This window comes from Pseudomonadota bacterium (genome assembly GCA_039815145.1).
Taxonomy (GTDB): domain Bacteria; phylum Pseudomonadota; class Gammaproteobacteria; order Steroidobacterales; family JBCBZW01; genus JBCBZW01.
On sequence record JBCBZW010000013.1, the window covers coordinates 1 to 24,146 of the forward strand.

At 66.1% G+C, this 24,146-nt stretch carries 20 protein-coding genes; 9 read left to right on the forward strand and 11 right to left on the reverse strand.

What is annotated here, in order from left to right:
- Window positions 1-148: 148 nt before the first annotated feature.
- Window positions 149-529, forward strand: a complete 381-nt coding sequence (locus tag AAF184_05730) for a nuclear transport factor 2 family protein (protein MEO0421814.1) — start codon at window positions 149-151, stop codon at window positions 527-529.
- Window positions 530-557: 28 nt separating this feature from the next.
- Here AAF184_05730 and AAF184_05735 read toward each other — a convergent pair whose 3' ends face one another.
- Window positions 558-1,058, reverse strand: a complete 501-nt coding sequence (locus tag AAF184_05735; protein MEO0421815.1) for a DUF882 domain-containing protein — start codon at window positions 1,056-1,058, stop codon at window positions 558-560.
- A gap of 65 nt (window positions 1,059-1,123) precedes the next feature.
- Here AAF184_05735 and AAF184_05740 point away from each other — a divergent pair, with 65 nt between their 5' ends.
- Together AAF184_05740 and AAF184_05745 are read left to right on the forward strand one after the other, a co-directional pair.
- Window positions 1,124-2,815 carry a L,D-transpeptidase family protein gene (locus tag AAF184_05740; GenBank protein MEO0421816.1) on the forward strand — a complete coding sequence of 564 codons (1,692 nt, stop codon included), beginning with the start codon at window positions 1,124-1,126 and terminating at the stop codon, window positions 2,813-2,815.
- 184 nt (window positions 2,816-2,999) lie between these two features.
- Window positions 3,000-5,651 carry a M36 family metallopeptidase gene (locus AAF184_05745; GenBank protein MEO0421817.1) on the forward strand — a complete coding sequence of 884 codons (2,652 nt, stop codon included), beginning with the start codon at window positions 3,000-3,002 and terminating at the stop codon, window positions 5,649-5,651.
- 67 nt (window positions 5,652-5,718) lie between these two features.
- Here AAF184_05745 and AAF184_05750 read toward each other — a convergent pair whose 3' ends face one another.
- Together AAF184_05750 and AAF184_05755 are read right to left on the reverse strand one after the other, a co-directional pair.
- Window positions 5,719-5,943, reverse strand: a complete 225-nt coding sequence (locus tag AAF184_05750) for an HAD domain-containing protein (GenBank protein ID MEO0421818.1) — start codon at window positions 5,941-5,943, stop codon at window positions 5,719-5,721.
- A 105-nt stretch (window positions 5,944-6,048) separates the two neighbouring features.
- Window positions 6,049-6,669 carry a LysE family translocator gene (locus AAF184_05755; protein MEO0421819.1) on the reverse strand — a complete coding sequence of 207 codons (621 nt, stop codon included), beginning with the start codon at window positions 6,667-6,669 and terminating at the stop codon, window positions 6,049-6,051.
- Window positions 6,670-6,847: 178 nt separating this feature from the next.
- On the opposite strand from AAF184_05755, the gene AAF184_05760 reads away from it, so the two are divergent.
- A complete protein-coding gene (locus AAF184_05760) occupies window positions 6,848-8,566 on the forward strand; it encodes a choice-of-anchor I family protein (GenBank protein ID MEO0421820.1) in 1,719 nt (572 codons plus the stop codon).
- A 70-nt stretch (window positions 8,567-8,636) separates the two neighbouring features.
- Here the strand turns inward: AAF184_05760 and AAF184_05765 are convergent, their stop codons facing one another.
- On the reverse strand, window positions 8,637-10,574 hold the full coding sequence (locus AAF184_05765; protein MEO0421821.1) for a prolyl oligopeptidase family serine peptidase: 1,938 nt from the start codon (window positions 10,572-10,574) through the stop codon (window positions 8,637-8,639).
- Window positions 10,575-10,923: 349 nt separating this feature from the next.
- Here AAF184_05765 and AAF184_05770 point away from each other — a divergent pair, with 349 nt between their 5' ends.
- The gene (locus AAF184_05770) at window positions 10,924-12,198 is read left to right on the forward strand and encodes an ATP-binding protein (protein MEO0421822.1); all 1,275 of its coding nucleotides are present in this window, start codon (window positions 10,924-10,926) and stop codon (window positions 12,196-12,198) included.
- 2 nt (window positions 12,199-12,200) lie between these two features.
- On the opposite strand, the gene AAF184_05775 is transcribed toward AAF184_05770, so the two are convergent.
- Complete coding sequence (locus AAF184_05775; protein MEO0421823.1) at window positions 12,201-13,964, reverse strand: CocE/NonD family hydrolase; 1,764 nt, start codon at window positions 13,962-13,964, stop codon at window positions 12,201-12,203.
- Window positions 13,965-14,126: 162 nt separating this feature from the next.
- Here AAF184_05775 and AAF184_05780 point away from each other — a divergent pair, with 162 nt between their 5' ends.
- Window positions 14,127-14,714, forward strand: coding sequence for a cyclic nucleotide-binding domain-containing protein (locus AAF184_05780; protein ID MEO0421824.1), 588 nt, complete (start codon window positions 14,127-14,129; stop codon window positions 14,712-14,714).
- Between the two features lie 13 nt (window positions 14,715-14,727).
- On the opposite strand, the gene AAF184_05785 is transcribed toward AAF184_05780, so the two are convergent.
- Genes AAF184_05785 through AAF184_05810 form a run of 6 tightly spaced genes read right to left on the reverse strand, consistent with a single transcriptional unit; the run spans window position 14,728 to window position 19,538 of the window.
- The gene (locus tag AAF184_05785; protein ID MEO0421825.1) at window positions 14,728-15,729 is read right to left on the reverse strand and encodes a PHB depolymerase family esterase; all 1,002 of its coding nucleotides are present in this window, start codon (window positions 15,727-15,729) and stop codon (window positions 14,728-14,730) included.
- A 13-nt stretch (window positions 15,730-15,742) separates the two neighbouring features.
- Window positions 15,743-16,615, reverse strand: coding sequence for an alpha/beta hydrolase (locus AAF184_05790; GenBank protein MEO0421826.1), 873 nt, complete (start codon window positions 16,613-16,615; stop codon window positions 15,743-15,745).
- Entirely contained in the window at window positions 16,612-16,977 is a 366-nt protein-coding gene (locus tag AAF184_05795) for a phosphate acetyltransferase (GenBank protein ID MEO0421827.1), read from the reverse strand. Before AAF184_05795 ends, AAF184_05790 begins: the two co-directional genes overlap by 4 nt.
- Entirely contained in the window at window positions 16,974-17,369 is a 396-nt protein-coding gene (locus tag AAF184_05800) for a MaoC/PaaZ C-terminal domain-containing protein (GenBank protein ID MEO0421828.1), read from the reverse strand. The genes AAF184_05795 and AAF184_05800 overlap by 4 nt, the downstream gene beginning before the upstream one ends.
- Window positions 17,369-18,886: an AMP-binding protein gene (locus tag AAF184_05805; protein MEO0421829.1), complete on the reverse strand. Its 1,518-nt coding sequence runs from the start codon at window positions 18,884-18,886 to the stop codon at window positions 17,369-17,371. The genes AAF184_05800 and AAF184_05805 overlap by 1 nt, the downstream gene beginning before the upstream one ends.
- 37 nt (window positions 18,887-18,923) lie before the next feature.
- Window positions 18,924-19,538 (reverse strand): TetR/AcrR family transcriptional regulator, encoded by a 615-nt coding sequence (locus tag AAF184_05810; GenBank protein ID MEO0421830.1) that lies wholly within the window; start codon window positions 19,536-19,538, stop codon window positions 18,924-18,926.
- 90 nt (window positions 19,539-19,628) lie between these two features.
- On the opposite strand from AAF184_05810, the gene AAF184_05815 reads away from it, so the two are divergent.
- The 3 genes from AAF184_05815 to AAF184_05825 all read left to right on the forward strand — a co-directional run bounded on the left by AAF184_05815 (window position 19,629) and on the right by AAF184_05825 (window position 24,146).
- Window positions 19,629-20,465 carry an alpha/beta hydrolase gene (locus AAF184_05815; GenBank protein ID MEO0421831.1) on the forward strand — a complete coding sequence of 279 codons (837 nt, stop codon included), beginning with the start codon at window positions 19,629-19,631 and terminating at the stop codon, window positions 20,463-20,465.
- 76 nt (window positions 20,466-20,541) lie between these two features.
- Complete coding sequence (locus tag AAF184_05820) at window positions 20,542-22,869, forward strand: TonB-dependent receptor (GenBank protein MEO0421832.1); 2,328 nt, start codon at window positions 20,542-20,544, stop codon at window positions 22,867-22,869.
- Window positions 22,866-24,146: an MFS transporter gene (locus AAF184_05825; GenBank protein ID MEO0421833.1), complete on the forward strand. Its 1,281-nt coding sequence runs from the start codon at window positions 22,866-22,868 to the stop codon at window positions 24,144-24,146. Before AAF184_05820 ends, AAF184_05825 begins: the two co-directional genes overlap by 4 nt.

Consider the following 24,146-nt stretch of genomic DNA (forward strand, 5'->3'; position numbering starts at 1 on the left):
AGAGGGTGGAGGCGGAGGACTGAGGCCTCGATCGCATATGTTCATGTCCGCGGCGTACGGCACCTGATAGGACTGCACTCGGCCTGGGTCGGTGATCACGAGCGCGGCACGAAACGTGGAACGGGGGATTTGTGTCAGAGCGCACGAAGTGCAGGAGGCGTTCCGTCGCTTCGAAACCAACCTCAACCGGGGCGACTACGCCGCCGCGCTCGCCTTCTACGCTGACGACCCTCGCTTCGTCGCCTACGAGGACGGCCAGACGCGCTACAGCTCCTACGCTGACCTTGCCGCCGCCTTCAAGCAGCTCCCCACCTACGGCAAGGGGGTGTTTCGCTACGGGAAACTGGAGGTCTTGGTCTTGGGCGACGACCACGCGCAGGTTGCCGCCCCCTTCTCCACCGCCTTCGGAGAGGTTGGCGATCCGGGGTACTTTTACTTCGAGGGGTTGCTGACCACCGTGCTCGAGCGCTTCGACAGCGGCTGGAAGATGCTGAGCATCCACTCCTCCACGCTGCAGGCTCGGGAGTAGGACACGATCCTACCGCCAGCGCCGCGCCTCACCAGAAGCGTACGCGGCCCGTATCGACGTGGATGAAATCCGAGTCCTTGTAGTAGCCGACGCCGCCCACGCCAAGCTGTCTTGCGAGATCGCGTAGCTTCGCTGTGGACACGCCGGGCAGGCGAACATCGATCGCCTGGCCACGCATGTGCAGGCTCTTCTTCGCGACCCCGCGGCCACGCTTCCTGAGCATTTCATTAGTCTCCGGCGACCGATAACCAGAGACGAGATGATACGGCCCCTCGACTCCGGCCCGCTCGCGTAACTCCCACAGCAGATCGAACAGCGCCGGGTCCATCGCGATGACCTGGCCGTTGCGGTGGTCGCCCAGGAACTCGTTCAAAGACTCGACTACGTCGGGCACCAGCACGCCATCCACCTGATACGCCGCCTCGATCGTCTTCCCCGTGTGGGTGTGCACGAACTCGATTGAGCGGGTGTCGGCAATTGCTGGACGGACGAGCAACGCCAGCGCCCCCAGGGCTAGAAATCTCTTCATGCAAGCTCTCGTGCTGCGTGGGGCGGCCAGTATACTGGACCGCCGATCTGCGTATTGAGACGACCGTGTTCAGCCACTGCTTCCCCGCTACCGCTCGCCGGTTGCTCCTCGCGCTCGCGACGAGCAGCCTGCTCATCGTCGCCCCCATCCCGGCGCACGCGCAATCGTCGCCTTTCGCGCAGGCAGTCATCGGCAAGCTCGGCGCAACGGACACGGGCACGCCACCGGTGGTGACGGACATCCCCGTGTTCAGCGCCAACGTACTGCGCGAGATGTACTTGGGCAGCGCCTACGAGCCGTTGTGGAGCGACGCTGCCACCGCTGATCTCGCCCAAGCGATCGAAGCCCTTCGCGAGGATGGCCTCGACCCACTGGAGTATCGGTTCTCACGCATCGCCGCTCAGTTGGACGCACCGGATCTCGAGGCCCTTGATGCAATCGAGCGCGCCGAGGCGGACATTCTTCTCACCGAAGCGTTCCTCCGCGCCGCCTATCAACTCTACTTTGGCAAGGTAGATCCGCAACACGTCGACCCGAACATCAACTTCATTCGCGCCGACGCCGACGGCGATGCCGTCGCCCGGCTCTTCGGCGCGATTCGCCAGGGCACGCTCGTCGACGCCCTCGACTGGGCACGCGCCGATGCGCCCGCCTACGCACGCATGCGCGGTGCGCTGGCGCGCTATCAGGGCTACGCCGACGCTGGAGGGTGGATGGCAGTACCGAGCGGCCCGACCCTGGAGCTCGCTACCGAAGGCGAACGCGTGCAGGCGCTTCGCCTTCGCCTGGTGGCCTCGGAAGACCTCGACCCCGCCGCCCTGGCCTCCCCGCCCGTCTTCGACCAACTCCTCGAAGAGGCCGTCAGACACTTCCAGCGGCGCCATGGCCTGGCCGTCGACGGCCGCGTGGGACCCAATACACTGCGGACACTTAACGTATCTGTTGAGTCCCGCATAGATCAGCTTCGGATAAACCTGGAGCGCTTGCGCTGGATCCTGCACGAGCGCTACGACGAGTTCATCATCGTCAACATCGCGGACTTTCAAGCCGCCTGGTTCGACAGTGGCGTGCCCGTATGGGTCGAAGACGTGCAGGTGGGTAAGGAGTACACGCAAACGCCCGTGTTCGGTGGTCGGATCAGCTACCTCGAGTTCAACCCCACCTGGACCATCCCGCCCGGCATCCTCCGGCGCACGATCATCCCCGGCATTCGCCGCGACCCGCAATACCTGCAGAAGAAGGGCTATCTGCTCCTCACGCAAGCGGGAGACGAGGTGGATCCAGACACCGTGGATTGGGCATCACTCGAGGGCTTCCCGTACCTGGTGCGCCAACCCGCCGGGCCCGACAACGCCCTCGGCCAGGTGAAGTTCATCTTCCCCAACCCCCACTTCGTGTTCCTCCACGACACCAACCACCAGGAGCTGTTCGACCGCACCCAGCGCACCTTCAGCTCCGGCTGCATTCGCGTGCGCAACCCCTTCGTGTTGGCGCAGCGCCTGCTCGCGCCGCAGGGGTGGACGCGGGAGCGAATCGATCAACTGTTGGCGTCCGGGGAGACCAAGCGCATCTACCTGGACAATCCGATGCGGGTGTTCATCACGTACTTCACCGCACGGGTGCCCATGGGAACCGAGGAGGTGCTCTTCCGCCCCGACGTGTACGGGCGTGATGCGGCGGTGCTCGCCAACCTGAACGGCGAGTTCATACCTGCGCCCGGGCGAGCGAACCAAGGCGCTTCTTCGGGTGCTGACTAGCCTCGGGAACCCGTAGGCATGCAGTCGTAGGAGCGCGGTAGCGCGTCTTTTCCATATAACCAGAAGCGTCAAATTTATTGACCGAGCGGCGCACATCCCGGAACAATGCGTTGCTGTCCGATAACACCAACAACACCTTCGGGCGGGCCATTTTGTTAGGTTATAACAGGGAGTTGCCCATTCCATGGATACCAAGCCACGCGCCGGAAGCGCGTCTTTACGCAGGCAAAGCCTATCCGTCGCCACGAGCGTCGCGATCTGCGCTGCGTTGGGCGTCGCGGCCACCACGGCCACGCCAACCTTCGCTCAATCGCCCAGCTTCCTCACGACGCAAGCGTCGGCAGCTGATCCCCTCGACATCGCGCGCGACTACCTGCGCAGTGGCGCCCAAGGCCTGACGGCAAGTGACGTCGACGCCCTGACGGTCACCGATCGCTACCGCTCCACCCACAACGGCGTGACCCATCTGCAGCTGCGCCAGCAGTGGCGCGGCATCCCGGTGGTCAACGCTACGCTCGCCGTCAACGTCACCGCGGACGGTCGCCTGGTGAACACGGCGGGCCGACTCGTCAGTGACCTGGCCACCAACGCCGCGCTCGACACGCCGTCCCTCGACGCCGAGCGCGCCGTGCGCGCTGCCGCCAGCCACCTCGGCCTGCAGGCGAACGCGCCGCTCGAAGCCCAGGGCCCGCAGGCCGCCAGCGCCACGCGCGACGTGCGCTTCAACGGCGCCGGCATCTCCCTACAGGACATCCCCGCCACCCTCGCCTACTACGCGGTCGAGGACGCCGGTGCACGCAAGGCCCGTCTCGCCTGGCAGCTCGACATCCGCACGCCCGATCAACGCGATTGGTGGGTGCTGTGGGTGGACGCCGCCAACGGCGAGGTGCTCGGCAAGGTCAACATGATCGCTAACGACACCTACGAGGTGTACCCGATTCCGCTGGTGTCGCCGGACGAAGGGCCGCGAACGATCGAGGTGGATGCCGCCGAGTCGACGGCCTCGCCCTTCGGCTGGCATGACACGGACGGCATCGCCGGCGCGGAGTTCACGGACACGCGCGGCAACAACGTCTTCGCCCAGGAAGACCGCGACGCCAACAACTCCGGCGGCGATCGCCCGGACTGTGGCGCCGGCCTCGACTTCCAGTTCCCCCTGGACCTGAACCAGGAGCCGGACACCTACATCCCGGCGGCCACCGCCAACCTCTTCTACTGGAACAACATCATCCACGACATCCTCTATGCCTACGGCTTCGATGAGGCGTCCGGTAACTTCCAGCAGAACAACTACGGCCGCGGCGGCATCGCCGGCGACCCCGTGCAGGCAGACGCCCAGGACGGCTCCGGCACCAACAACGCCAACTTCTCCACCCCGTCCGACGGCTCCGATCCGCGCATGCAGATGTTCGTGTGGACCGGCGGCGCCGCCAACGAGCTTGACGTGCAGGCAGGGCCCGCCGCAGGCGTCTACACCGCCACTGGCGCAGGCTTTGGTCCGGCACTCGACCAGTCGGGTATCGCCGGCAGCCTGGTGATCGCCACCGACGGCACCGGTGATGATGTCAACGACATCTGCGAGCCGGTCACCAACGGCGCCGAGATCGCCGGCAACATCGCCGTGATCAACCGCGGTACCTGCTCCTTCGTGAGCAAGGTGCGCCAGGCCCAGCAGGTGGGCGCCACCGGCGTGGTGATCGTCAACAACGTGTCCGGCTCGCCGATCACCCTCGGCGATGACGGTACGGGCGGCGACATCGCCATCCCGTCGGGCATGATCAGCCTCGCCGACGGCGATGTGATCAAGCCCACGCTGCCCGAGGCAGGCGTCTTCCGCGGCGGCCCACCGGTGGTGGACCGTGACTCTGACCTCGACGCGGGTGTCATCGTGCACGAGTACGGCCACGGCCTCTCCAACCGCCTCACGGGCGGCCCCTCCAACGTCTTCTGCCTCGGCAACACGGAGCAGATGGGCGAGGGTTGGTCCGACTGGTACGCGGTGGCCATGACCGGCAAGGTGGGTGACACGGCGGATATGCCGCGCGGTGTCGGCACCTATCTGATCTATCAGCCCACCGACGGCACGGGCATCCGCTCCTTCCCGTACTCGCGCAGCCTCGAGGTGAACCCCTTCAGCTACGGCGACATCGCCACCCAGTCCATCCCCCACGGCGTCGGCTCGGTCTGGGCCACCATGCTCTGGGACATGTACTGGAACCTCGTGGACGAGTACGGCTTCGACCCGGACCTCTACGACGGCACGGGCGGCAACAACCTCGCCATTCAACTGGTCACCGACGGGCTCAAGTTCCAATCCTGCTCGCCGGGCTTCGTGGACGGCCGCGACGCCATCCTCCTCGCCGACCAGGTGAACAACGGCGGCGCTAACCAGTGCCTGATCTGGGACGCCTTCGCCCGCCGCGGACTCGGCGTGGGCGCCAGCCAGGGCAGCGTCAACAGCGTGACCGACGGCGTCGAGTCCTTCGACCTGCCGGAGGAATGCCTGGGCGGTAACGACGGCATGACCATCAGCGCGCCCACCCCGGGCATCGCTGGCGTCGAGAACTGCTACGACGTGAGCGGGGCGACGCCCGGCAACGCCGTGCGCCTGCTGATCGGCGTGCAGCCCGGGGAACTGCAGATCCCCGCGTGCGACGCGCCGCTCGAGATCGGTCGTCCCTTCCCCCGCGGCAGCGCGGTGGCGGACGCCGAGGGCAACGCGACGCTGTGCACCGTGGTGCCTGCGGCGGTGGGCGGTCGCTCACTCCTGGCCCAGGGTCTGGACCTGCAAGCCCCCGGTTGCGACATCAGCAACCTGGATAGCACGCAGTTCTGATCCTCACCGCCAGGTGAGCGACGAGGGCCGTCGTGGGCGTGAGCCTGCGGCGGCCTTCTCTTTGGCGCTACGCGTCCGCGCTCGGCGATCCACCGCGCAAGGTGTCGATCACAAACACGCGAAGGCGCTCCGTCTCGAACGCATCCAGCGCACGATCGGACGAGATCACCACGTCTATTTCTGCGAACTCACGCAAGAGATCTTCGAAGTTCGCCAGACAGGCGGGGTGGAAGCAGCCGGGCGGGGCACGCCTCGGTCGCAGCACCCCATCGAAGTCGAGGAAGAGCAGCATGGTCGCAAGCGAAGGTGCGCCCCCCCCTAGGGAAGCTCTGCATAAGTCTGGTCGCCAGCCCCGTCCGTCCAGCGGGGATGGTGGGCGGACTTGTGCAGAGATTCCCTAGGTGGCGGCGATCACACCGCCCACGCCGATCAAGCCACTGCCCGCGGCCACGTTCGTGCGCCGCACCGCCTTGGGACTGCTGAGGAGGCGGCGCAGTCGGCCGACGCAGAGGGCCAACACCATGTTGCCCACCAGCGGCACCACGAAGCTGGCCACACAGATCGCCGCCACGTCCAACGCGGTGATCGACGTGAAGTCGAAGAAGGTGGGGAGGAGCGCCATATAGAAGAGGCTGGCCTTTGGATTCGCCGTCACCGCTAGGAAGCCGGCCATGAAGCTCGCCCATGCGCCCCGGGCAGACAGCCCCGACGCCTCGGCGAGGTTCTTGTCCGCGTGACGAATCAGCGCGAGACCCATCACGATCAGCACGAGGGCGCCGGCATAGCGCAGGACGATGAGGAAGTCAGCCCAAACGGCGACGATAGCCGTCACGCCGAACACCGCCACCAACGGCCAGAGGAGGTCCCCCAGGGCCACGCCGAGGGCCAGGGGCAGCGTGGACTTGGCGCCGCTGGAGACAGCGCGGGCCGCGACCGCCACCCACACCGGGCCAGGCGTTGCGAACAAGATGAACAGCGCGCCCATGTAGAGCGCTAGCTGGGGGAGTGTGATGGTCATCGCCTGAGCTCCAATCGCGCTGAGAAGATCGCCACCCCGCAATGGAGCGCTATCTGGGCATCAACCGTCAAGGCATACCCCTGCCAACCGTCACAGGATCTTCATATTTCTCGGCTAGCGCGGTTAACAAACATCGGGTAAGACTCGCGCGCTTCACAACAACAAGGAGCGTTTACCCATGTCTACGAATCGATTGCTGGTCGCTGCTGTGGTTGCCGCAGCGTCTAGTGCCTCCGCGCTTGCCGACGTCAGCCTGGTTCGCATCGGCACCGTCGAAACGGGTGTATTCGACGATGGCGCCGCGGAAATCGTGACCTACAGCCCGACCATCGAGTCGCTGTTCGTCATCAACGCCGCCGCGAGCACCGTCGACATCATCGACATCTCCAGCCCGCAAGACCCCGTCCTGACCTCGTTCATCGACGTCGCCCCGGACATCGCCGAAGCCTTCCCCGGCGAAGCCGCCGGCGGCGTCAACAGCGTGGCCACGCACGGCAACCTCGTGGCCATCGCCGTGGAAAACGATGACACGCAGGCCAACGGCTGGGCCGCCTTCTACGACACCGCGGGCACGTTCCTCGGCGCCATCGAGGCCGGTCCCCTGCCCGACTCCGTCGCCATCACCCGCGACGGCCGCTACGCCCTCACCGCCAACGAAGGCGAGCCGAGCGACGACTACCGCAACGACCCCGAAGGCTCGATCACCATCATCGACCTCGCTGGCGGCGTCGCCAACGCCACCGCCATGACGGCCGATTTCAGCGGCTTCGATCTGGACGACATCCCCGCCGGCGCCCGCGTGCCGCGCGCCGTGGAAGGCTTCTCCACTGTCGCCCAGGACCTGGAACCGGAGTTCATCACCACCTCCATCACCTCACGCATCGCTTGGGTGACGCTGCAGGAAAACAACGCGATCGCGGTGGTCGACATCCCATCAGCCACCGTGCTGCGGATCGCTGGCCTGGGCGCGAAGGATCACATGGATCCGGACAACGCCCTGGACCCGAGCGACCGCGACGACGCCATCGCCATCGCCAACTGGCCGGTGCAGGGGCTCTACATGCCCGACTCCATCGCCTCCTTCGTACTGCGCGGACGCACCTTCCTGGTCACCGCCAACGAAGGCGACGGCCGCGAGTACTTCTTCGACGTCGACCCGGCCGACATCCCGCCCGGCAAGACCGCGGAAGAGGCCTGCCTGGAAGACCTCGGCGGCCTGGACTTCGACGAGGACGACGGCTGTCTCTCCTACATCGATGAGGCGCGCATCAAGGATCTCACGCTCGATCCCACCGCCTTCCCGAACGCCGCTGAGCTGCAGGCGGACGAGGCACTCGGCCGCCTGCTGGCCGTGACCACCGAGGGCGATACCGACGGCGACGGCGACTACGACGAGCTGTACTCCTTCGGCGCCCGCTCAATCAGCGTTTGGACCGCTGGCGGCACCCTGCTCTCGGACACGGGCAGTGTCATGGAGGACGTCACCGCCGAACAGACGCTGTTCTGCGACGGCGAGCTAGAGCTCTGCAGCGGCTTCAACAGCACCAACGATGAGAACGACTCCTTCGACTCGCGCAGCGACGCCAAGGGCCCCGAGCCGGAAGGCGTGGCCGTCGGCACCAACGCCTTCGCCACCACCGTCTTCGTCACCCTCGAGCGCGTCGGCGGCATCATGATCTTCGACGTATCTCGCCCCCGCGAGCCGGAGTTCCTGAGCTACTTCAACGACCGCAACTTCGATCCGGCTGCCGACGCGGAAGCCGGCGAGGTGGGGGATCTCGGCCCTGAGGGCATCGTGTTCATCAGCGGCCCGAACTCCCCGAACGGCCTACCGCTGCTGGTGGTGGGCAACGAGGTGAGCGGTACCACCTCGATCTACCAGGTGGTGCGCGACTAGCACCCGCCTGGTCGGGCGGGATCGTCTTGCGCGGTCCCGCCCGATTGCGCTGAGCCCGCCCGGGTCCGGGCTAGCGCGCCGCAGTCCCCAGGTGCTCGCCTAAGAAGCTCTCGAGCGACTGAAGTAACGCCAAGCGGTCCGGCGTGCTCTCGACGGTGTGCCCGCCTCGCGCCAGCTCCAAGACCGTCACGTCACCACGCTTGCGCAGCGCCTTACGCATGTGACGCGCATGTTCCACATCGATGATGCGATCATCCTCTGCGTGCACGAGCAACAGGGGCGGCACAAGCTCCTCGGCGCGATTGCGCGGCGACATGACCGAGAGCTCCGCGGCCTTGAAGCCCATGCGCGACTCGATGTAACGCTGGGTCGCCAGGTCGTAGCTCTCCTCCTGGCGTTCGATGGCGAGGTCTGCGATGCCGTTGATGGTGGCCAAGCACGCGTACCGGTCAGGCTGCTCGATCGCATCCATCAAAGCGACGTAGGCCGCGGCGCCGACCCCTACGGCACAGGTGCGGGCCCGATCGACCAGGCCTTGGTCGATGGCGTAACGCAGCGCGTCGGTGAGGTCGTCGTGCATCGTGCGACGCCACGAGCCGGCCACGGTATCGATGAAGCGGCGTCCGGCGAAGCTCGGGCCGCGCAGGTTCACCTCCAACACGGCGTAGCCGCGGCTGGCGATGGCCTGTACGAGATAGTCGAAGCCGTCGCTGGCCAAGGCGCCAGGGCCTCCTCTCGGGATGATGACGGCTGGCGGAGGCGGATCGCTGGGACGGCCGGGAGGCGCGGTGTAGATCACCTCGAGCCCCTCCGTCGCTTCCAACACGCGCGAGGGTAAGACCCGCTGAGCTGCCACGCTGGGATGCTCACGCCCGAGCATCACGGCCTGCCCAGTGGGTCGGTCCCACAGCAGATGGACCGAACTCTCCGTGCGCGCATCCAGGCGCATGTGCACGAAGCGGTGGTTCGCACTGACGGGATCGATCGCCACCGCCTTACCGGGGAACGCGTCGAGCGCCTTCCGTTGCAGCGTGGCCCATTGCGGATCGATGAATGCCTGGCGTACTCCCCACTCGCCGGCAGCGCCGTAGCCGACCAAGCGGTTGTCGACCAGAATGCCGGCCAGATCCTGACGTGGAGAGGAAGCCACCGTCTCCACAGACTGTCCGTCCTGCAGATCGAAGCGCAGGATGCTCCACGTGTCCTCTGGCCGGGGCCATACCGCTCCGAAAGCGGTTTGGGGTGGGTCGTCCAAGGCGATCGGCCACCATCGCTCGCGCACCCACCGGGCCTGGCTGCGGTCGACCCAGGCATCGGCATCGTCGAGATGGCGAGCCTTGGTGTTCATCTCGCCATCGGAATCGAGCGTGGTGCCGTAGCCCAGCCGCACCTGGTGCTCCTGGTCCACCCGCCAGGTGGTGATGCCGCGGAGCTTGTCCTGCACCATGGTCGATTCGCCCGTGTAGACGTTAGTCTTCCACACGTGCGCCTCGGCCGTGTTCATGAACCCCGAGATGAGCACGTGCGCGGGATCGTCGGGCAGTAGATCCAGCAACTCTCCCGCCCCCTCGTTTCGATGACAGGCCAAGGTCTCCAACGGTCTCTTGTGCTCGCAGAAGGGGGCGATGCGAATGCGATCCTGACCGTCGCGGGCGAAGCTGTATTGATGGTAGTAGATGACCTTCTGCAGACGTACGCGGTAGGTGATCAGAAGGCGATCATCGTTGGCCCAGGTGAAGTCGATCAGCTGTTCGGCCGCCCTCGGCCGCGGCATCACCACGGCTGCGGATGGATCGTCGAGGGGCTGCACGACCACGGTGCGCACCCCTTCCACCCAGCGCTTGGTGGCGAGGTGGGTGCCGCTCGGGGAGACGACCAACGTACGCAGCGGGCTCCAATGGGCATAGGCCTCGAGAGGCAGGGGCTCTCGATCGAGGTCGTCTGCCTTCGGCGCCGCGCAGAGCGCGATCGGCGCAACGACGATCAGGATGCTTAGCAGGCTTCGCATGTGACTTTTTCGAATGAACATCGATAGCGGTCGGCCACTACGGCGTGGCGCCGCCCAAGAAGATTATGTTTTCTTTCAGACTGATCCAATCGGAGCCCGAACGCCGAACAACTCCTGTCGCTCGTCGCCATAGCGCGGCGCACTGGCAAGCTTAACAGCCATCCTGCGCGATCACCGATGTTCTAGCTTGGCCTACCGGCCTCACCCGCAGGAGCTTCCTACTCAACGGCGAGGCGAATGTCGGTGGAGCGGACGAGGCCACGGCGTCCACCGCTGGAGAGTAGCGAAGGTAGCAGTCGCCCCCCTACTATGGGCGCATCGGGTCAGTCACCAAGGCATCAGCACCAGCTTGAAGCGATTCGTTCAACGGCGCTTTGCATCAGAGCGCGACAACCTCATGCTGGTCGCCCAGCGCAGCAGATTCGATGCCCTGCTGCGCATGGGCATCTTTGCGCTGGCGGTCGTCAGTCTGAGCGTGACCTTCGGCGAACGGACCTTCATCTACTGGTTCTTCGCACGGGTCACCACCACCATCATCGCGGGCGTCTGCATTGCCCGCTTCCAGAAGTCCCCGACACCGCGCCGCTTCGTGGTGGTGTTCTTCGCCTACGTGCTCGATGCACTCCCCTTCTTCTGGCTGGTCTTCTACTTCTGGTTATCGTCCCAGCACGAGTATCAGCTGATCGCCGTGCTCATGCTCGCCGCCGCGTTTATCTACAGCCTCACCCACCGCCTGCGGGTGCCCTCCCTCGGACTGATCTACGTGGTGGGGATACAGCTCTCCTTCAGCCTGTTCTGGATCACCCTGTTGGCTGGAGAGCGAGCGGCTACGGATGTCGGACTTGCGCTCACCGTCATGGGCTTGCAGTTCTACCATGCGGTGACGATGCACGAGACCTTCTCCACCCTGGCCACGATCGACCGCGACGCGAGGCGAGGAGAAGCCGCGCAACGGCTCGAAGCGATGGGGCGCGTGGCAGGCGGCGTTGCGCACGAGTTCAACAACCACTTGGCCACCATCGTGGGCGGTATCGATCTGGTCCGCTCGCGTACCTCGGGCACAGAGACCGAGAGGGCGCTGACCCTGGCGATGGAGGCCGCGAAGAATGCGAGCGAAGACGTGTCGCGGCTGCTGGCGTACACGCGGCAACTCCCTCTACGCCCCGTGCCGTGCCAACTCGCAGACGTCATCGCAGATCTCCAAGCGCACCACCGCAACACGTATCAGCAGGAGGTAAAGCTGAGCGTCGAGCTGTCGCCTGAGCTTCCCTTGGTGACCGTCGACCGGGGCCAACTGCTCACCGCCTTGACGGAGCTGCTGCACAACGCTGTCGACGCGCAAGCACGGGTGGTGACGGTGCGAGTCCGCCAGAGCGATTCGCCGGAGCCCTCGATCGTGATCGAGGTAAATGACGACGGCACGGGCGTCGCGCCGGAGATTGCGGAACGTATCTTCGAGCCCTTTTTCAGCACTCCCCAGTCGGCGGTCAAACCTGGACTGGGCCTATCGATGGTGAGGGGCTTTGTGGAGCAGTCCGGTGGTGAGATCTCGCTCCAGGCGGAGCTGAGGCAGAACACCACGTTTACCCTACGGCTGCCAATCCAGCCAGCGCGCACCCCATAGCCTTACCCCGTGGCGCTCCGGGCAATCCTCGGAAGCAATAGGTGCGAGTCACAGTCCCCACCAACGTGCAGCACGTGTAGGCCGCGATTCGCGCTCGTGTCCTTGCTGAATATCGGCGCGTGGACGACATCGATCGCGGAGATGATCAACCGCAGGCGCTCACCCCGGCGGAAGAAGGTGCTGCTCGGACAAAATGCGATCTCCACCGGCACCACATCGCCCGATTGCAGCGGTTGCTCTCTCGCGCCTAGGGGCACGGGATGAAATGGTCGCGAGGCGGCGTCGTTCAGTTCGCGTCGTACCGCCCGCCCGTAGCCCCGGGTGATCATGTCCTGCTCCTGCCCGACCGCCCCGTAGAAGCGTACGGATCGTCCCGCGCGGTCCCGCTTATCGAGAAAGCAGCACAGCGCCACATCTTCTGGCGTCATCGGGTCTCGCGCTGACGCTCGCGCCTCCACCCACACCTTGAGCTTGGCGTAACCCGTGATCTCCGTGTCCTCCTCGAAGGTGTACTCGAAGTAGGTGTGCCCTGCCCTTCCCTCGTAGGTAACTTCAGTTCCTTCGACGGGCGCTTGCGTCGATAGTGTGTCGCGCGCATCGAGGTACAGCGTGTCATAGGCCGTGTTCGGTAGGGGCCAGGCGTGTTCCCAGCGCACCTCATGGATCTCCTCACGACTGGAGCGAACTTCCAGCCGCACCTGAGGACGCGCATCGAACCCGTTCGCCTCACCCTTCAGGAAGTGATCCATGAACTCTCGCTGCAAGCGCAGCGACTCGGGCCGGTAGAACTCGGTCCATTTCCCGCCCCGGTGGGTGTACAGCCACTTCTGGGGTGAGCTTGCCTGCTCGAAGGCCCGAAACGACCCCATCGTGTGTAGCTCATGGTCGGAGAAGGACGCGCACAACAGCATCGGCACGCGGATGTTCTCAAGCGGCGGCGCCTTGGCTTTCCAGTAGTCGTCGTACAGGGGATGGCGCGCCAGCGCGTCGAGCGGTATCGCTTCCTCTACCGACAGGTACTGATCGAGGGATACGTTGAGCGACTCCTTCACCTCCGTGTTCCACCAGAAATCGAGAAAGCCAACATCTGCCACGCCCCCGCGACACACCAAATCCTGATACAGGTCAGACACGCCCTCCCAAGGGATCATGCACTTGAGCGCCTCAGGCGCGGCTTCTCCGTCAGGGGTCGCCGCCGCGAGGTATTGGCTGATGCAGAGAAAGCTCACACCGCACAGCCCCACGTTGCCATTGCACCACGGCTGCGCCCCGACGTAGTCGATCGCCTGCCGGTAGCATTCACCCTGATGGGCGGAGATGACCGAGGCAGGGCCTTGGCTGTTGGCGAAACCCGGCAGGTTGAGGTTCACGAGGGTGTAGCCCGCCGGGACCCAGAAGTTGGGGTCTGGCGATTCCCAGCTCGCGAGCGTCGAGAAGCGTGGCTTGCCCCCCGCCTGGGGCAGCAGGCGATACTGCTGAGGTGGTCCACCTAGGGGCGTATTGCCCAAGGCTGGGATCAGGTGGTTGTCGTAAGGATGCGCGCACATGACCACCGGGTCCGCAGCCGCAGCCGCGCGCCGGCTTCGCGAGTGAAACACGTTGGCCGTGAGCACGAACCCCTCCGGCATCGGGATCTCGACATCGTAGGAGACGGCGATGTCGTCATCTGGCTGCACGAGTTCGCACTGGGGCCGCAATAGCTGCCCGCTGCGGATTGCGCGGCGGAGCACGGGCCATGCCGCACGCAGCGTCGAGAGTATCTCCATGGCAATGTCATCCTCGTACACACACTCTCGGCGCAGTGTGCAGGGTGGCGGTGAACGGCCGCTTGATCTGAGTTAAGTGCCCCTCTGGACGCCGTGGGATACGCTTGGCTTGGTCGTCTCACGCCAGCGGCAACGTCGCGTCCCGGTCGCAAGGAGTCGAGAGTGAAGCCCGTGGATGCTCTGGCGCAGGATATCGCCCGCAACGGCATCTCCATGCCGCGCCATGACTGGACCGCATTGCAGGCAGCCCTGCGCGAGGTAACGTTCGCCCGCGGCGAGTGCATCTATCGAATGGAGGAGATCGCCGGCAGTTGGCTATTCGTGGTCGACGGCGTCACCGCGTCGATGCAGTCCCACGCCGATGGGAGCATCACGATCGCCAGGTTCTTCGAAGACGGCCAGTTGTGCGGAAACCTCACCAGCACGTGGTCGAAGCAGTACGCGAGCGATGATCTCGTCGCCATCTCACCGGTGATCGGCGTGGAGATTGCGGGTGATGCGTTCCGACGCCAGATGTTGGACGGGGGTGCCTTCGGTCGCTACCTGCGCATCAAAGCGATGGAAACGCTCTGCTTCGACAAGGAGGTCATCGTGGCCAAGACCCAGTTAGACCTCGAGAAGCGCTATCGATTTCTCGAGGACCACTACCGACGGGTGGTCGGGACGGCCATGCAAAAGCAAGTGGCGGCCTTTGCGGGCGTGACTCCGGAAGCGCTGAGCCGATTTCTCAAGCGACGTGCTGCGAGCTAGCGACGACCTGCGGCTACTCCAGGGATGTCAGGAGCTGCCCCTTTGCGTAGGCCTCGATGAGACGCGCGACAGCGAGGACCTGCTTACCCTCGCGCACGTCGTAGTCCCCACCGGTATAGCCCCACCAATCCCAGCATCCTAGGGGATTCGTAAGGCTCGGGCTCACCTGCGGGTAGAGCACGACGATACGATTCGGTCCAGCCCATTCGTTCAGCCCGGCGCCCGCGGCGAATTGCTCGCCGATCGCATCGGCGCCCTGCTGGCAGCCGTGAAAGCTGATGTGCAGGCGACAGCCCGCCGCGGCGTCGGCGCAGTCGTCGGGCACGTAGGCGAACGCAGCAGGGGCAAGCGAGGAACCGGGCGGCAGCCAGTCGGCGATCTCCACCTCGCTCAAGGCGCCGGCCGCGTCGGCGTCCTCGGCGCGGGCGACGAGCGGCCCGTACAAGTGCGCGAGGGCCGCGCCGGCGCCATCGTAGCCACAGGCGTTGAGGTAGGCCCCGCCGATTTGGTCGCAGGCGTTCCCCGTGCTCAAGGTAGGCCAGCCGTGGGCGCTCGGCACATCGTCCACCATCGCCACACCGGACTCCCCGACGTAGCGTGCGTAGAAGCCTTCGAGCGCGCGGCCGACGGCGGGCTGCACGACGCCATCGGCCGGGCTTTGGAACAGCCAGACACGGTCCTCAGCAAGGCTACTCAGTGGGGCGATCTCGCCACTGCCCGCTGCCTCCTCGGCGAAGGCGTGCAAGGCGGGCAGATCGATGCCCTCGCCCGTCAGGCAAGCCCCGAGGGCGCGGCCGATGCTGCCCTGGGCGCAGTGGTACGGGCCGCCAGCGATGACCGCCACTCCCCCTACCTGCTCGCCCAACGCGAGGTGCGTTTGCACGGCCATGTAGCCGCCCGAGGACAGGCCCGACAAGGTGACCTCGACGGTGTCAGCGACTACTGTCGTATCCGTCTCCGACACGGGTTCCTTCGGCCCGTCGCCGCCACAGGCAGACACCAGTGATATCACCATGGCCGCGAGTGCCCTAGCCGTGAGTGCGCAGGAATTGCCTGATGGCATCGATAGCCTCCGGTTCGTCGAGATTAGGAGCGTGGCCGCGATCGGCCACGGTGGCGATTGCCAGATCAGCCTTGGCCTTGCGCATGGCAGCGGCGCCCTGTTCGCTCAGGATGCTGGACGTCGCACCGCGCACCAGCAGCGTTGGGATCTCCTGGAGAGCGGCGAAAACGATCCACGGGTCCTGTCGCAGGCCGGAGAGTCCACGCATGGCGGCGCGACCCACGTTCGGGTCGAGGCGGGGCGTGAGCGATCCACCCGCCCCCGGGGCGTACATCTTCTCGGCAAAGCGTTGCCACTGCGCGTCGCTCCACGTGGGGTAGGCCGCGCCGTTGGCGCGACGCAGGGCAGCGACGGCGCCAGGCCAGTCGCGCACGGCGGGTAAGCTGCCGGCGGCGGAGATCAAACGCATGAGGGCGGGGAGTTCGAGCTTCGGTCCCACATCGTTGAGCACCACACCCTGCACCGCCTCCGGTCGCTCCTGAGCCATGAGCATCGCCATCAATCCACCTAACGACGTACCGATGACGGTGACCCGGGGCACGTCCAACTCCGCGAGTAGGCGCCAGGTGTCCTGCACGTACTGTGCGGGGTGATAGTTGCTCAGGCTGGCATCGTAGGCGGAGTTCCCTCGGCCGCGCAGATCCGTTGCGATCACGCGGTAGTCGGGGCACAGCAGCCCCGTGAGCTCCTCGAAGTCACGACTGTTTCGAGTGAGCCCCGGCAGGCACAGGATCGGCGTCCGCGCCCCACTCTCCGAGGGGCGATTATCACGATAGTAGAGAGCCAGACCGTCCTCGCTGGTGTAGGTGCCGCAGTAGGGTTGGGTCGTGGCGCTCACAGGGCGTCGTAACGCACCAGAGCGCGTCCCCTGCAGATACGTTCGCCAGACTGTGCGTCGTGGCACTCGGTGTCGAGGTCGACCAGATGCTTGTCCGGTCTCAGGGCGGTGATCGTAACCTTGGCGGTCACTGCGCGCCCCACAGCGGCGGAGCGTTCGTAGTGGGTGTCCTGCTTCAGGTACATGGTCCCCTGGCCGGGCAGTTCCACCCCCAGGAGGTACGAAAAGAGGGCGCCGATCAGGGGCTCCGGTACCGTCTCTCGTTGGGCGTCGCCTCCGCCAAGGCGGCGGTAGCTCGCAAGGTCATCGGCCTCGAAGGTGCGGGTGACCGTGGCCTGCTGGCCCAGCGCCAGCGCCGTCATCGGTGCCCCTCCACCAGGCGCGCGTCGCCCTCGCAGGTGATGATGCCGTCGGCGCGACGCATCGCCTGAAAGCGAGCGCGGCGTGCCTGATTGCCCTCAGCGACGCTCAGCGCGAGGCTGAATTCGATCGCCTCATCCGCGTAGGTGGGTGCCGGGAACATCAACGTGCTGACGGCGAGGCGCGCGTTTGGCGCGAGGTGCGTCAGCATTCCCTCGAACACCGTGTAGAGCAACATGCCGTGCGCGACGGGGCCACGAAAGGGGGTATGAGCTGCGGCGAATTCCCCATTGAGGTGGATCGCGTTGTGGTCACCGCTCAGGCGTGCGAAGGCGTCGAAGTCGTCCTGCGAGAACGTGTGCACCCGCCGGCTCTGCTGAATATCGATGAGCATCAGTCCGACACGCTCAGGAGGTGCTTGCGAATTTTGCCCGCCGCCGTGCGCGGGAACTCCGTCACATGAATGAAGCGCTTAGGTACCTTGTAAGCGGCGAGGTGTTCGCGGCAGTAGTCCCGCAGCTGGTGATCGTCCGGTAGCTCGCGGCCATGCACGGCACACAGGAACGCGACGCCCACCTCGCCCCAGGTGTCGTCCTCCACGCCAATCACGGCGGCGTCGAGGACGGCCGGATGGCCGACGAGTACGTTCTCGATCTCCACCGGGTAGACGTTCTCGCCGCCGGAGATGAACATCTCCTTGCGCCGGCCCACCACGTAGTAGTAGCCGTCGCCGTCGCGGTAGCCCACGTCGCCGGAGCGCAGCCAGCCATCGTTCGTGAAGGCTGCGGCGGTGGCGTCGGGTTGTCGCCAGTAGCCGGGGGTGACGCCGGGACCGGCGAAGCAGATCTCGCCGTGGGCACCGTCCTCACACGTCATGCCTTGCGCGTCCATGATGCGCGCCTGCACCAGCAACTGAGGCTTGCCGACGGCGCCGATCTTCTCGTGCACGTGGTCGGGGTCCATGAGAAACGCGGTGGGTCCCGTCTCGGTCATGCCCATGCCGTTACACACCTTGGCGCCGCGCGCGAGGTATCGCTCGAGAAGGCTTGTGGGCAAGGGCGCGCCGCCACAACCCCAGGCGCGCACGCGGGTGAGGTCGAGGTCGTCGAAGCGCGGATGCTGGCTGAGCTGGGAGAACACGGCCGGTACGCCGAACACGGTGTCGAGAGAGCCGGCCTCGATCAGGGCAACGACACGGTCGACATCGAAGCCGGGCATCAGCACGACCGAGCCGCCTTCGAACAGCGTCGGCAAGGTCACCAGGTTGATGCCGGCCGTGTGGAACAGCGGCAGGAAGTTGAGGGTGACGTCGTCGGCGCTGATCTGCATGCCTTGGCGGATGTTGACGTAGTTCGCGAGCGCCATGCCGAAGGTGTAGATGACGCCCTTGGGGCGGCCGGTGGTCCCCGAGGTGTAGATCAGGTACCAGCACGCATCTTCCTGCCAGGGCCGGTGCACCTCGAGGGGTGATGCGGCGACGCGCGCGCCAACGTAGGGCACGGCCGTCGGCGACTCGCCGATGGGCGGATCCAACGCGATCAGGGTGGAGACGGTACCGCTGAGAGCGGTCGCCGTCGTCGCGTCTTCCCGCCCGAAGGCGAGAGCGCTCGGGGTAGCGTCGGCTAGGAGATGCGCTAGCTCCGCAGCGGGCATGCGCCAGTTGAGGGGCACCATCACCACGCCGGCACGAGCGCACGCGAACAGCAGCTCGAAGAACTCCACCCGGTTGCGGCAGAGCAGCGCGAGGCGTTCGCCGGGCGTGAGGCCGAGGTCGCAGAGCACCCTGGCCGCCTGGCCCACCCGACGATCGAACGCCCCGTAGGTGAGGCCCTCCTCGCGCGGCGGATCGCGGAAGGCGACGGCATCCGGCGTCAGGGCAGCCCGCCGGGCCAACAGGTCAGGCAGGATCACCGGGCGCCCCTCGCAGGGGAGGCGGGCCCGGCGTCGATCACTCCTCGGGCACGGGACGCAAGCCGCCGCCGATCAGGTCGGCCACGGTCGCTGCCAGCTCGGCAGGGTCGCGATCGCCATCCCATTCGGCGAAGCGCATGCCTAAGAACACGCTGAGGCCGATCAGCGCCCACGACCACACCTCGTAGTCGCCCTGGCGAATCTCGCCCTTGTCCGCCGCCTCTTCCAAGTTCTTGCGGTAAGCGCGGGCGAAGCCGTTGTAGTGCTCGCGGAAGGCGTCCTCGGCCACGAACTGCGCCTCGGCCACGATCTTGTAGAGCGCGGCGTGCTGGCGCACGAAGGCGATGAAGGCCTCGATGCCTCGCCGTTCGGCGTCGAGGCGATCGGGGGCATCCGCCACCTGGGTGGCGATCCACTGGCGCGTGAGGGCGGACATGTGGGCCACGAGCGCACGGAAGATCTCCTCCTTGCTGTCGTAGTACACGTAGAAGGTGCCCATCGCCACGCCTGCGCGCTGGGTGATGTGGCTGATCGCCGTCTCATGAAAGCCCCGTTCTCCGAACTCGATCTCAGCCGCCGCGAGCAGCTTGTCGCGCGTCTCCCGGCCCCGTTTGGTTTTTGGTGTTTTTTCTAAACTTGAATCCTGATTCATCTTTCACTAGCCTACGTGCCCATCGTGCTGCGGACAAGGGTTGCGGGTCGGGGGGACACGCAGGGTCGCAGCGCTGACGGGTTAGTTACCGTGCCAAGCCTCACCCTGGATGATGGAGCACAACTGCGTTACCGCGAAGCCGGGCAGGGCCGATCCGTGCTCCTGCTGCACGGTTGGGGCGTCGCGGGCGCCTGCTTCGACCCCCTCGCGCAGGCCCTCGGCGAGGGATGGCACGTGGTGGTGCCCGATCTGCGCGGCCACGGCGCCTCCTCGCCCCTGAGCCCCGACCAGGGCTTCGACACGCTCGTCGACGATCTGCGCCAGCTCCTCATCGCCCTCGATCTGCGCGAGAGCGTGGTGGTCGGCTGGTCCATGGGCGCCCTGCTCGCGTGGGCCCTGGCGAACGGCGAGGCCGAGGGTCGCGTGGCTGGCTTGTGCTCCATCGACATGGTGCCGCGCCTGCTCAATCACGCCGACTGGCACTTCGGCCTTCGCGACGGCCGCGACAGCAGCATCTACGCCGAGGTCGCCAGGCGCATGCGCGAGAACTGGCCGGCCTTCATGCGCATCTTCGTGCCGCGCGTCTTCGCCCGCGGCACCCACAGCAAACACCAGGCCGCCTGCGAGGCGCTCATCGAGATGGGCAAGGTGAACGACCCCGCGTCGATGGCCCAGCTGTGGCTGTCCATGGTCGAGCAGGACCTACGCGATGCCTTAGCGCGCATCGACTGCCCAACGCTCGTGACCTACGGCGAACAGAGCCTGCTCTACGAGCCCGCGGCGAGCCAGTGGGTCGCCGCACAGCTGCCCGATGCCCGTCTGCAGGCCTTCGCCCAGTCCGGACACGCCCCCCATTTGGAAGAGCCCGAGCAATTTACCCGCGAGTTGCTCGCCTTCATGGCCACGGTCGATGACCGCAGCCGCTAACCCCAGTTGCCGGCGCGGACGCCGGCCCGTGCACCCCGCGGGGATGACGCACGAAGACGACACGCAAGGAGTTGTCATGAACGCTTGGAAGTATTGGATCTCGCGGAGTCGCCGCAATCCGCTCGGCGCGGCGCCGACAGCCCTGTGCGCCTTGGGCGCCGCCAGCTGCGTGGCCTTGTGGCCCGCTGAGGTGGTCATGGCCCAGGACAGCAGCAGCGCCGGGGCCGTGGAAGAGGTGACCGTCACCGCGCGGCGTCGCGAGGAGACGGTGCAGGACGTGCCCATCGCCCTCTCGGTGGTGAGCGGCGAGGCCCTCGCGCGCCTCGGCGAAGCGGACATCATTTCCATCGCCAAGCAGAGCCCCAACGTCACCCTGGAGGTCTCGCGCGGCACCAACACCACGCTGACCGCGTTCATTCGCGGGGTCGGCCAACAGGATCCCGTGGCGGGCTTCGAAGCGGGCGTGGGGCTCTACGTCGACGACGTCTACTTCAATCGCCCCCACGCCGCGGTGCTGGACCTCTACGACGTGGAGCGCGTGGAAGTGCTGCGCGGCCCGCAAGGCACGCTGTACGGACGCAACACCATCGGCGGCGCGATCAAGTACGTCACCCGTCGCCTCGACGACACGCCGCAGATGAACATGCGCCTCACCGGCGGCTCCTTCAAACAGATCGATGCGGTGATGACCGGCTCCACCCCGATCGCCGAGGGCTTTCGCATCGGCGGCTCCATCGCGCGCTTCTCCCGCGACGGCTTCGGCACCAACCTCAACCTCGGCATCGACCAGTACGACAAGAACATCCTCGGCGGCCGCGTGAGCCTCGAGTGGGACGTCACCGACAACTTCTTCCTGCGCCTCGCCGGCGACTACACGGAGGATCGCTCCAATCCCAAGTCGGGCCACCGCCTGGTGGTGGGCGCCGCCTCCGGGGCGGAGATCCTCGACAACGTGTTCGACACCCGCGCCGGGCTGAACGTGCCCGAGCAGGAGGTGGAGGCCTACGGCATCGCCCTCACCGCCGAGTACGTGATCAACAACGCTCTCACCCTCAAGAACATCCTCGCCTACCGCGACGATGAGACCTTCTCGCCCATCGACTTCGACGCCCTGCCCCAGGACGACCTGGACGTGCCGGTCACCTATCAGAACGATCAACTCTCCGAAGAACTGCAGCTGCTGATCTCGACCGAGCGCTTCAACGGCGTGATCGGCTTCTACTACCTCGACGCCAACGCCTTCAACGAGTTCGATGTGGTGCTGGGGCCAACGGGCGACCTCATCGGCCTGCCGGGCCTGAACGCCAACACCCTCGGCGACGTGGACACCAGCACCTGGTCCCTCTTCGCCGACTTCACCTACGACGTGAGCGACACCGTGGCCCTCTCCGTGGGCGGCCGCTACACGTCTGATGAGCGGAGCTCGCGCGTGCTGCGCCGGACCTTCATCGGCGGCATCTCGCCCACCTTCGGCGGCACGGCGACGGAGATCGCCGTCACCTCCGACTTCGACGGCAGCGAGACCTTCACCGACTTCTCCCCGCGCGCATCGCTCAGCTGGCGACCGATCGAGACCCAGCACCTCTACGTCTCCTACAGCGAGGGCTTCAAGGGCGGCAGCTTCGACCCCCGCGGCCAGACCACGGCGGCGCCAGACCTCGACGGCGATGGCGTGGTGAGCGACGCGGAGGTGTTCGAATTCCTGCGCTTCCTACCGGAGACGGTCACCTCTTATGAAGCGGGCCTGAAATCGAATCTATTCGGTGACCGCCTGGTCACGAGCCTGGCCGTGTTCCACGCCGACTACTCGGACGTGCAGATCCCCGGCTCCATCGGCCTCGACACCGACAACGACGGCATCCAGGACACCTTCACCGGCGTCACCACCAACGCCGCCTCGGCGGACCTCTTCGGGGTCGAGTTCGAGGGCCTGCTGCGCGCCAGCGACAACGTCTCCTTCAACTGGGCGGTCGGTTGGCTGGACGCGCAGTACAACGAGTTCATCGACGCCACCGGCGTGGACGTCTCAGACGAGGCGGTGTTCCAGAACACCCCCGAGTGGACGGCTAACGTGGGTGCTACGCTCGAGTGGCCCTTGAGTGTGTTCGGCACCCGCGGCACCTTCTACACGATCGCCCAGGCGGCCTTTCGCAGCGAAGCCAGCCAGTTCGAGTTCCGCAACGAGCTGCTCGACCAGGAAGGCTTCACCCTGCTGGACCTAAGCCTCGTGTGGGAAGACGATGAGGGTCGCTGGCGCCTGGGGGTGCACGGCAAGAACCTGAGCGATGAGGAGTACATCGTGGCCGGCTACAACTTCCCGGACCTGGGGCTCGAGAACAACGTCACCGCGTTCTACGGCAACCCGCGCCAGATCCTCGGCACGGTGCAGTACAACTTCCGATGAGCGCTGCTGGCGACACGATGAAGCAGGAGCAGCGCGTGGGCTATCGGGCCTACGTGATGTTCATCCTGGTGGTGGTCTACACCCTCAACTTCATCGATCGCCAGATCATCGGCATCCTCGCCGTGCCCATCAAGGCCGACCTGTGCCTCTCCGACACCCAGCTCGGCCTGATGGGCGGCCTCGCCTTCGCCCTGTTCTACACGGGCCTCGGCATCCCCGTGGCCATGCTGGCCGATCGCAAGAGCCGCACGTGGATCATGACCGTGGCGCTCACCGTGTGGAGCGCGATGACCGCGGTCTGCGGCCTGGCGCAGAACTTCTGGCAGTTGTTTCTGGGCCGCTTGGGCGTGGGCGTTGGGGAGGCCGGCGGCGTGGCCCCGGCGTACTCACTGATAAGCGACTACTTCCCGCCCCACCAGCGCGCCCGCGCCCTGTCCGTGTACTCCTTCGGGATTCCGATAGGCAGCGCCCTCGGCATCGTCATCGGCGGGTTCATCGCCACGCGCGTGCACTGGCGCTTCGCGTTCTTCGTAGTGGGCGCTGCCGGCATCGTGCTCGCCCCCCTGTTTCGCCTCACGGTGCGCGAACCTGAGCGCGGCGCCTACGACGCGCGTAAGCCCGATCGCCCCGCGCCCCTCGGTGAGATCCTTCGCACGCTGGCGCGCAAGCCGAGTTTCTGGTGGATGTCTCTGGGCGCCTCCGCCTCATCGATGATGGGCTACGGGATCTTCTTCTGGCTGCCATCGTTCCTGGTGCGCAGCTTCGGGTTGACGCTGCTCGACGCATCCTTGTTCTTCGGCGCGATTCTCCTGGTGGGCGGCTTGATCGGCACCTGGCTGGGCGGCGCCATGGCGGATCGCTTCGGCGCCGGTGGGCGACGCTCGGTGTACGTGCTGATCCCCGCGGCGGCCTTCATCGGCGCCATCCCGTTCTACGCGGGCGCCGTACTCGCGCCCAACCTCGCGATCGCGTTTCTCGCCCTGCTGCCACCCACCGCCCTCGGCCTCGCCTGGCTGGGGCCGGTGCTCTCGGCGATCCAACACGTGGTGCCGGCGAACATGCGCGCCACCGCCGCCGCGGTGTTTCTGTTCGTAAACAACCTCATCGGCATCGGCGCGGGCACGGCGGTCCTCGGATGGCTCTCGGACGCCCTGCAGGTGCGCTTCGGCGATGAGTCCCTGCGCTACGCGATCCTGGCAGGCACCGGCTTCTACCTGATCGCCGCCGTGTTGTTCACCATCGCATCGCGCTCGCTTGCGCGCGATTGGGAGGATTGA

Excerpts from the sequence above, each read along its gene's own strand:
- AAF184_05735 (MEO0421815.1), bottom strand. The coding sequence starts at position 1,058 with ATGAAGAGATTTCTAGCCCTGGGGGCGCTGGCGTTGCTCGTCCGTCCA.
- AAF184_05745 (MEO0421817.1), top strand. The coding sequence starts at position 3,000 with ATGGATACCAAGCCACGCGCCGGAAGCGCGTCTTTACGCAGGCAAAGC.
- AAF184_05750 (MEO0421818.1), bottom strand. The coding sequence starts at position 5,943 with ATGCTGCTCTTCCTCGACTTCGATGGGGTGCTGCGACCGAGGCGTGCC.
- AAF184_05755 (MEO0421819.1), bottom strand. The coding sequence starts at position 6,669 with ATGACCATCACACTCCCCCAGCTAGCGCTCTACATGGGCGCGCTGTTC.
- AAF184_05760 (MEO0421820.1), top strand. The coding sequence starts at position 6,848 with ATGTCTACGAATCGATTGCTGGTCGCTGCTGTGGTTGCCGCAGCGTCT.
- AAF184_05765 (MEO0421821.1), bottom strand. The coding sequence starts at position 10,574 with ATGCGAAGCCTGCTAAGCATCCTGATCGTCGTTGCGCCGATCGCGCTC.
- AAF184_05775 (MEO0421823.1), bottom strand. The coding sequence starts at position 13,964 with ATGGAGATACTCTCGACGCTGCGTGCGGCATGGCCCGTGCTCCGCCGC.
- AAF184_05785 (MEO0421825.1), bottom strand. The coding sequence starts at position 15,729 with ATGGTGATATCACTGGTGTCTGCCTGTGGCGGCGACGGGCCGAAGGAA.
- AAF184_05795 (MEO0421827.1), bottom strand. The coding sequence starts at position 16,977 with ATGACGGCGCTGGCGCTGGGCCAGCAGGCCACGGTCACCCGCACCTTC.
- AAF184_05800 (MEO0421828.1), bottom strand. The coding sequence starts at position 17,369 with ATGCTCATCGATATTCAGCAGAGCCGGCGGGTGCACACGTTCTCGCAG.
- AAF184_05810 (MEO0421830.1), bottom strand. The coding sequence starts at position 19,538 with ATGAATCAGGATTCAAGTTTAGAAAAAACACCAAAAACCAAACGGGGC.
- AAF184_05820 (MEO0421832.1), top strand. The coding sequence starts at position 20,542 with ATGAACGCTTGGAAGTATTGGATCTCGCGGAGTCGCCGCAATCCGCTC.
- AAF184_05825 (MEO0421833.1), top strand. The coding sequence starts at position 22,866 with ATGAGCGCTGCTGGCGACACGATGAAGCAGGAGCAGCGCGTGGGCTAT.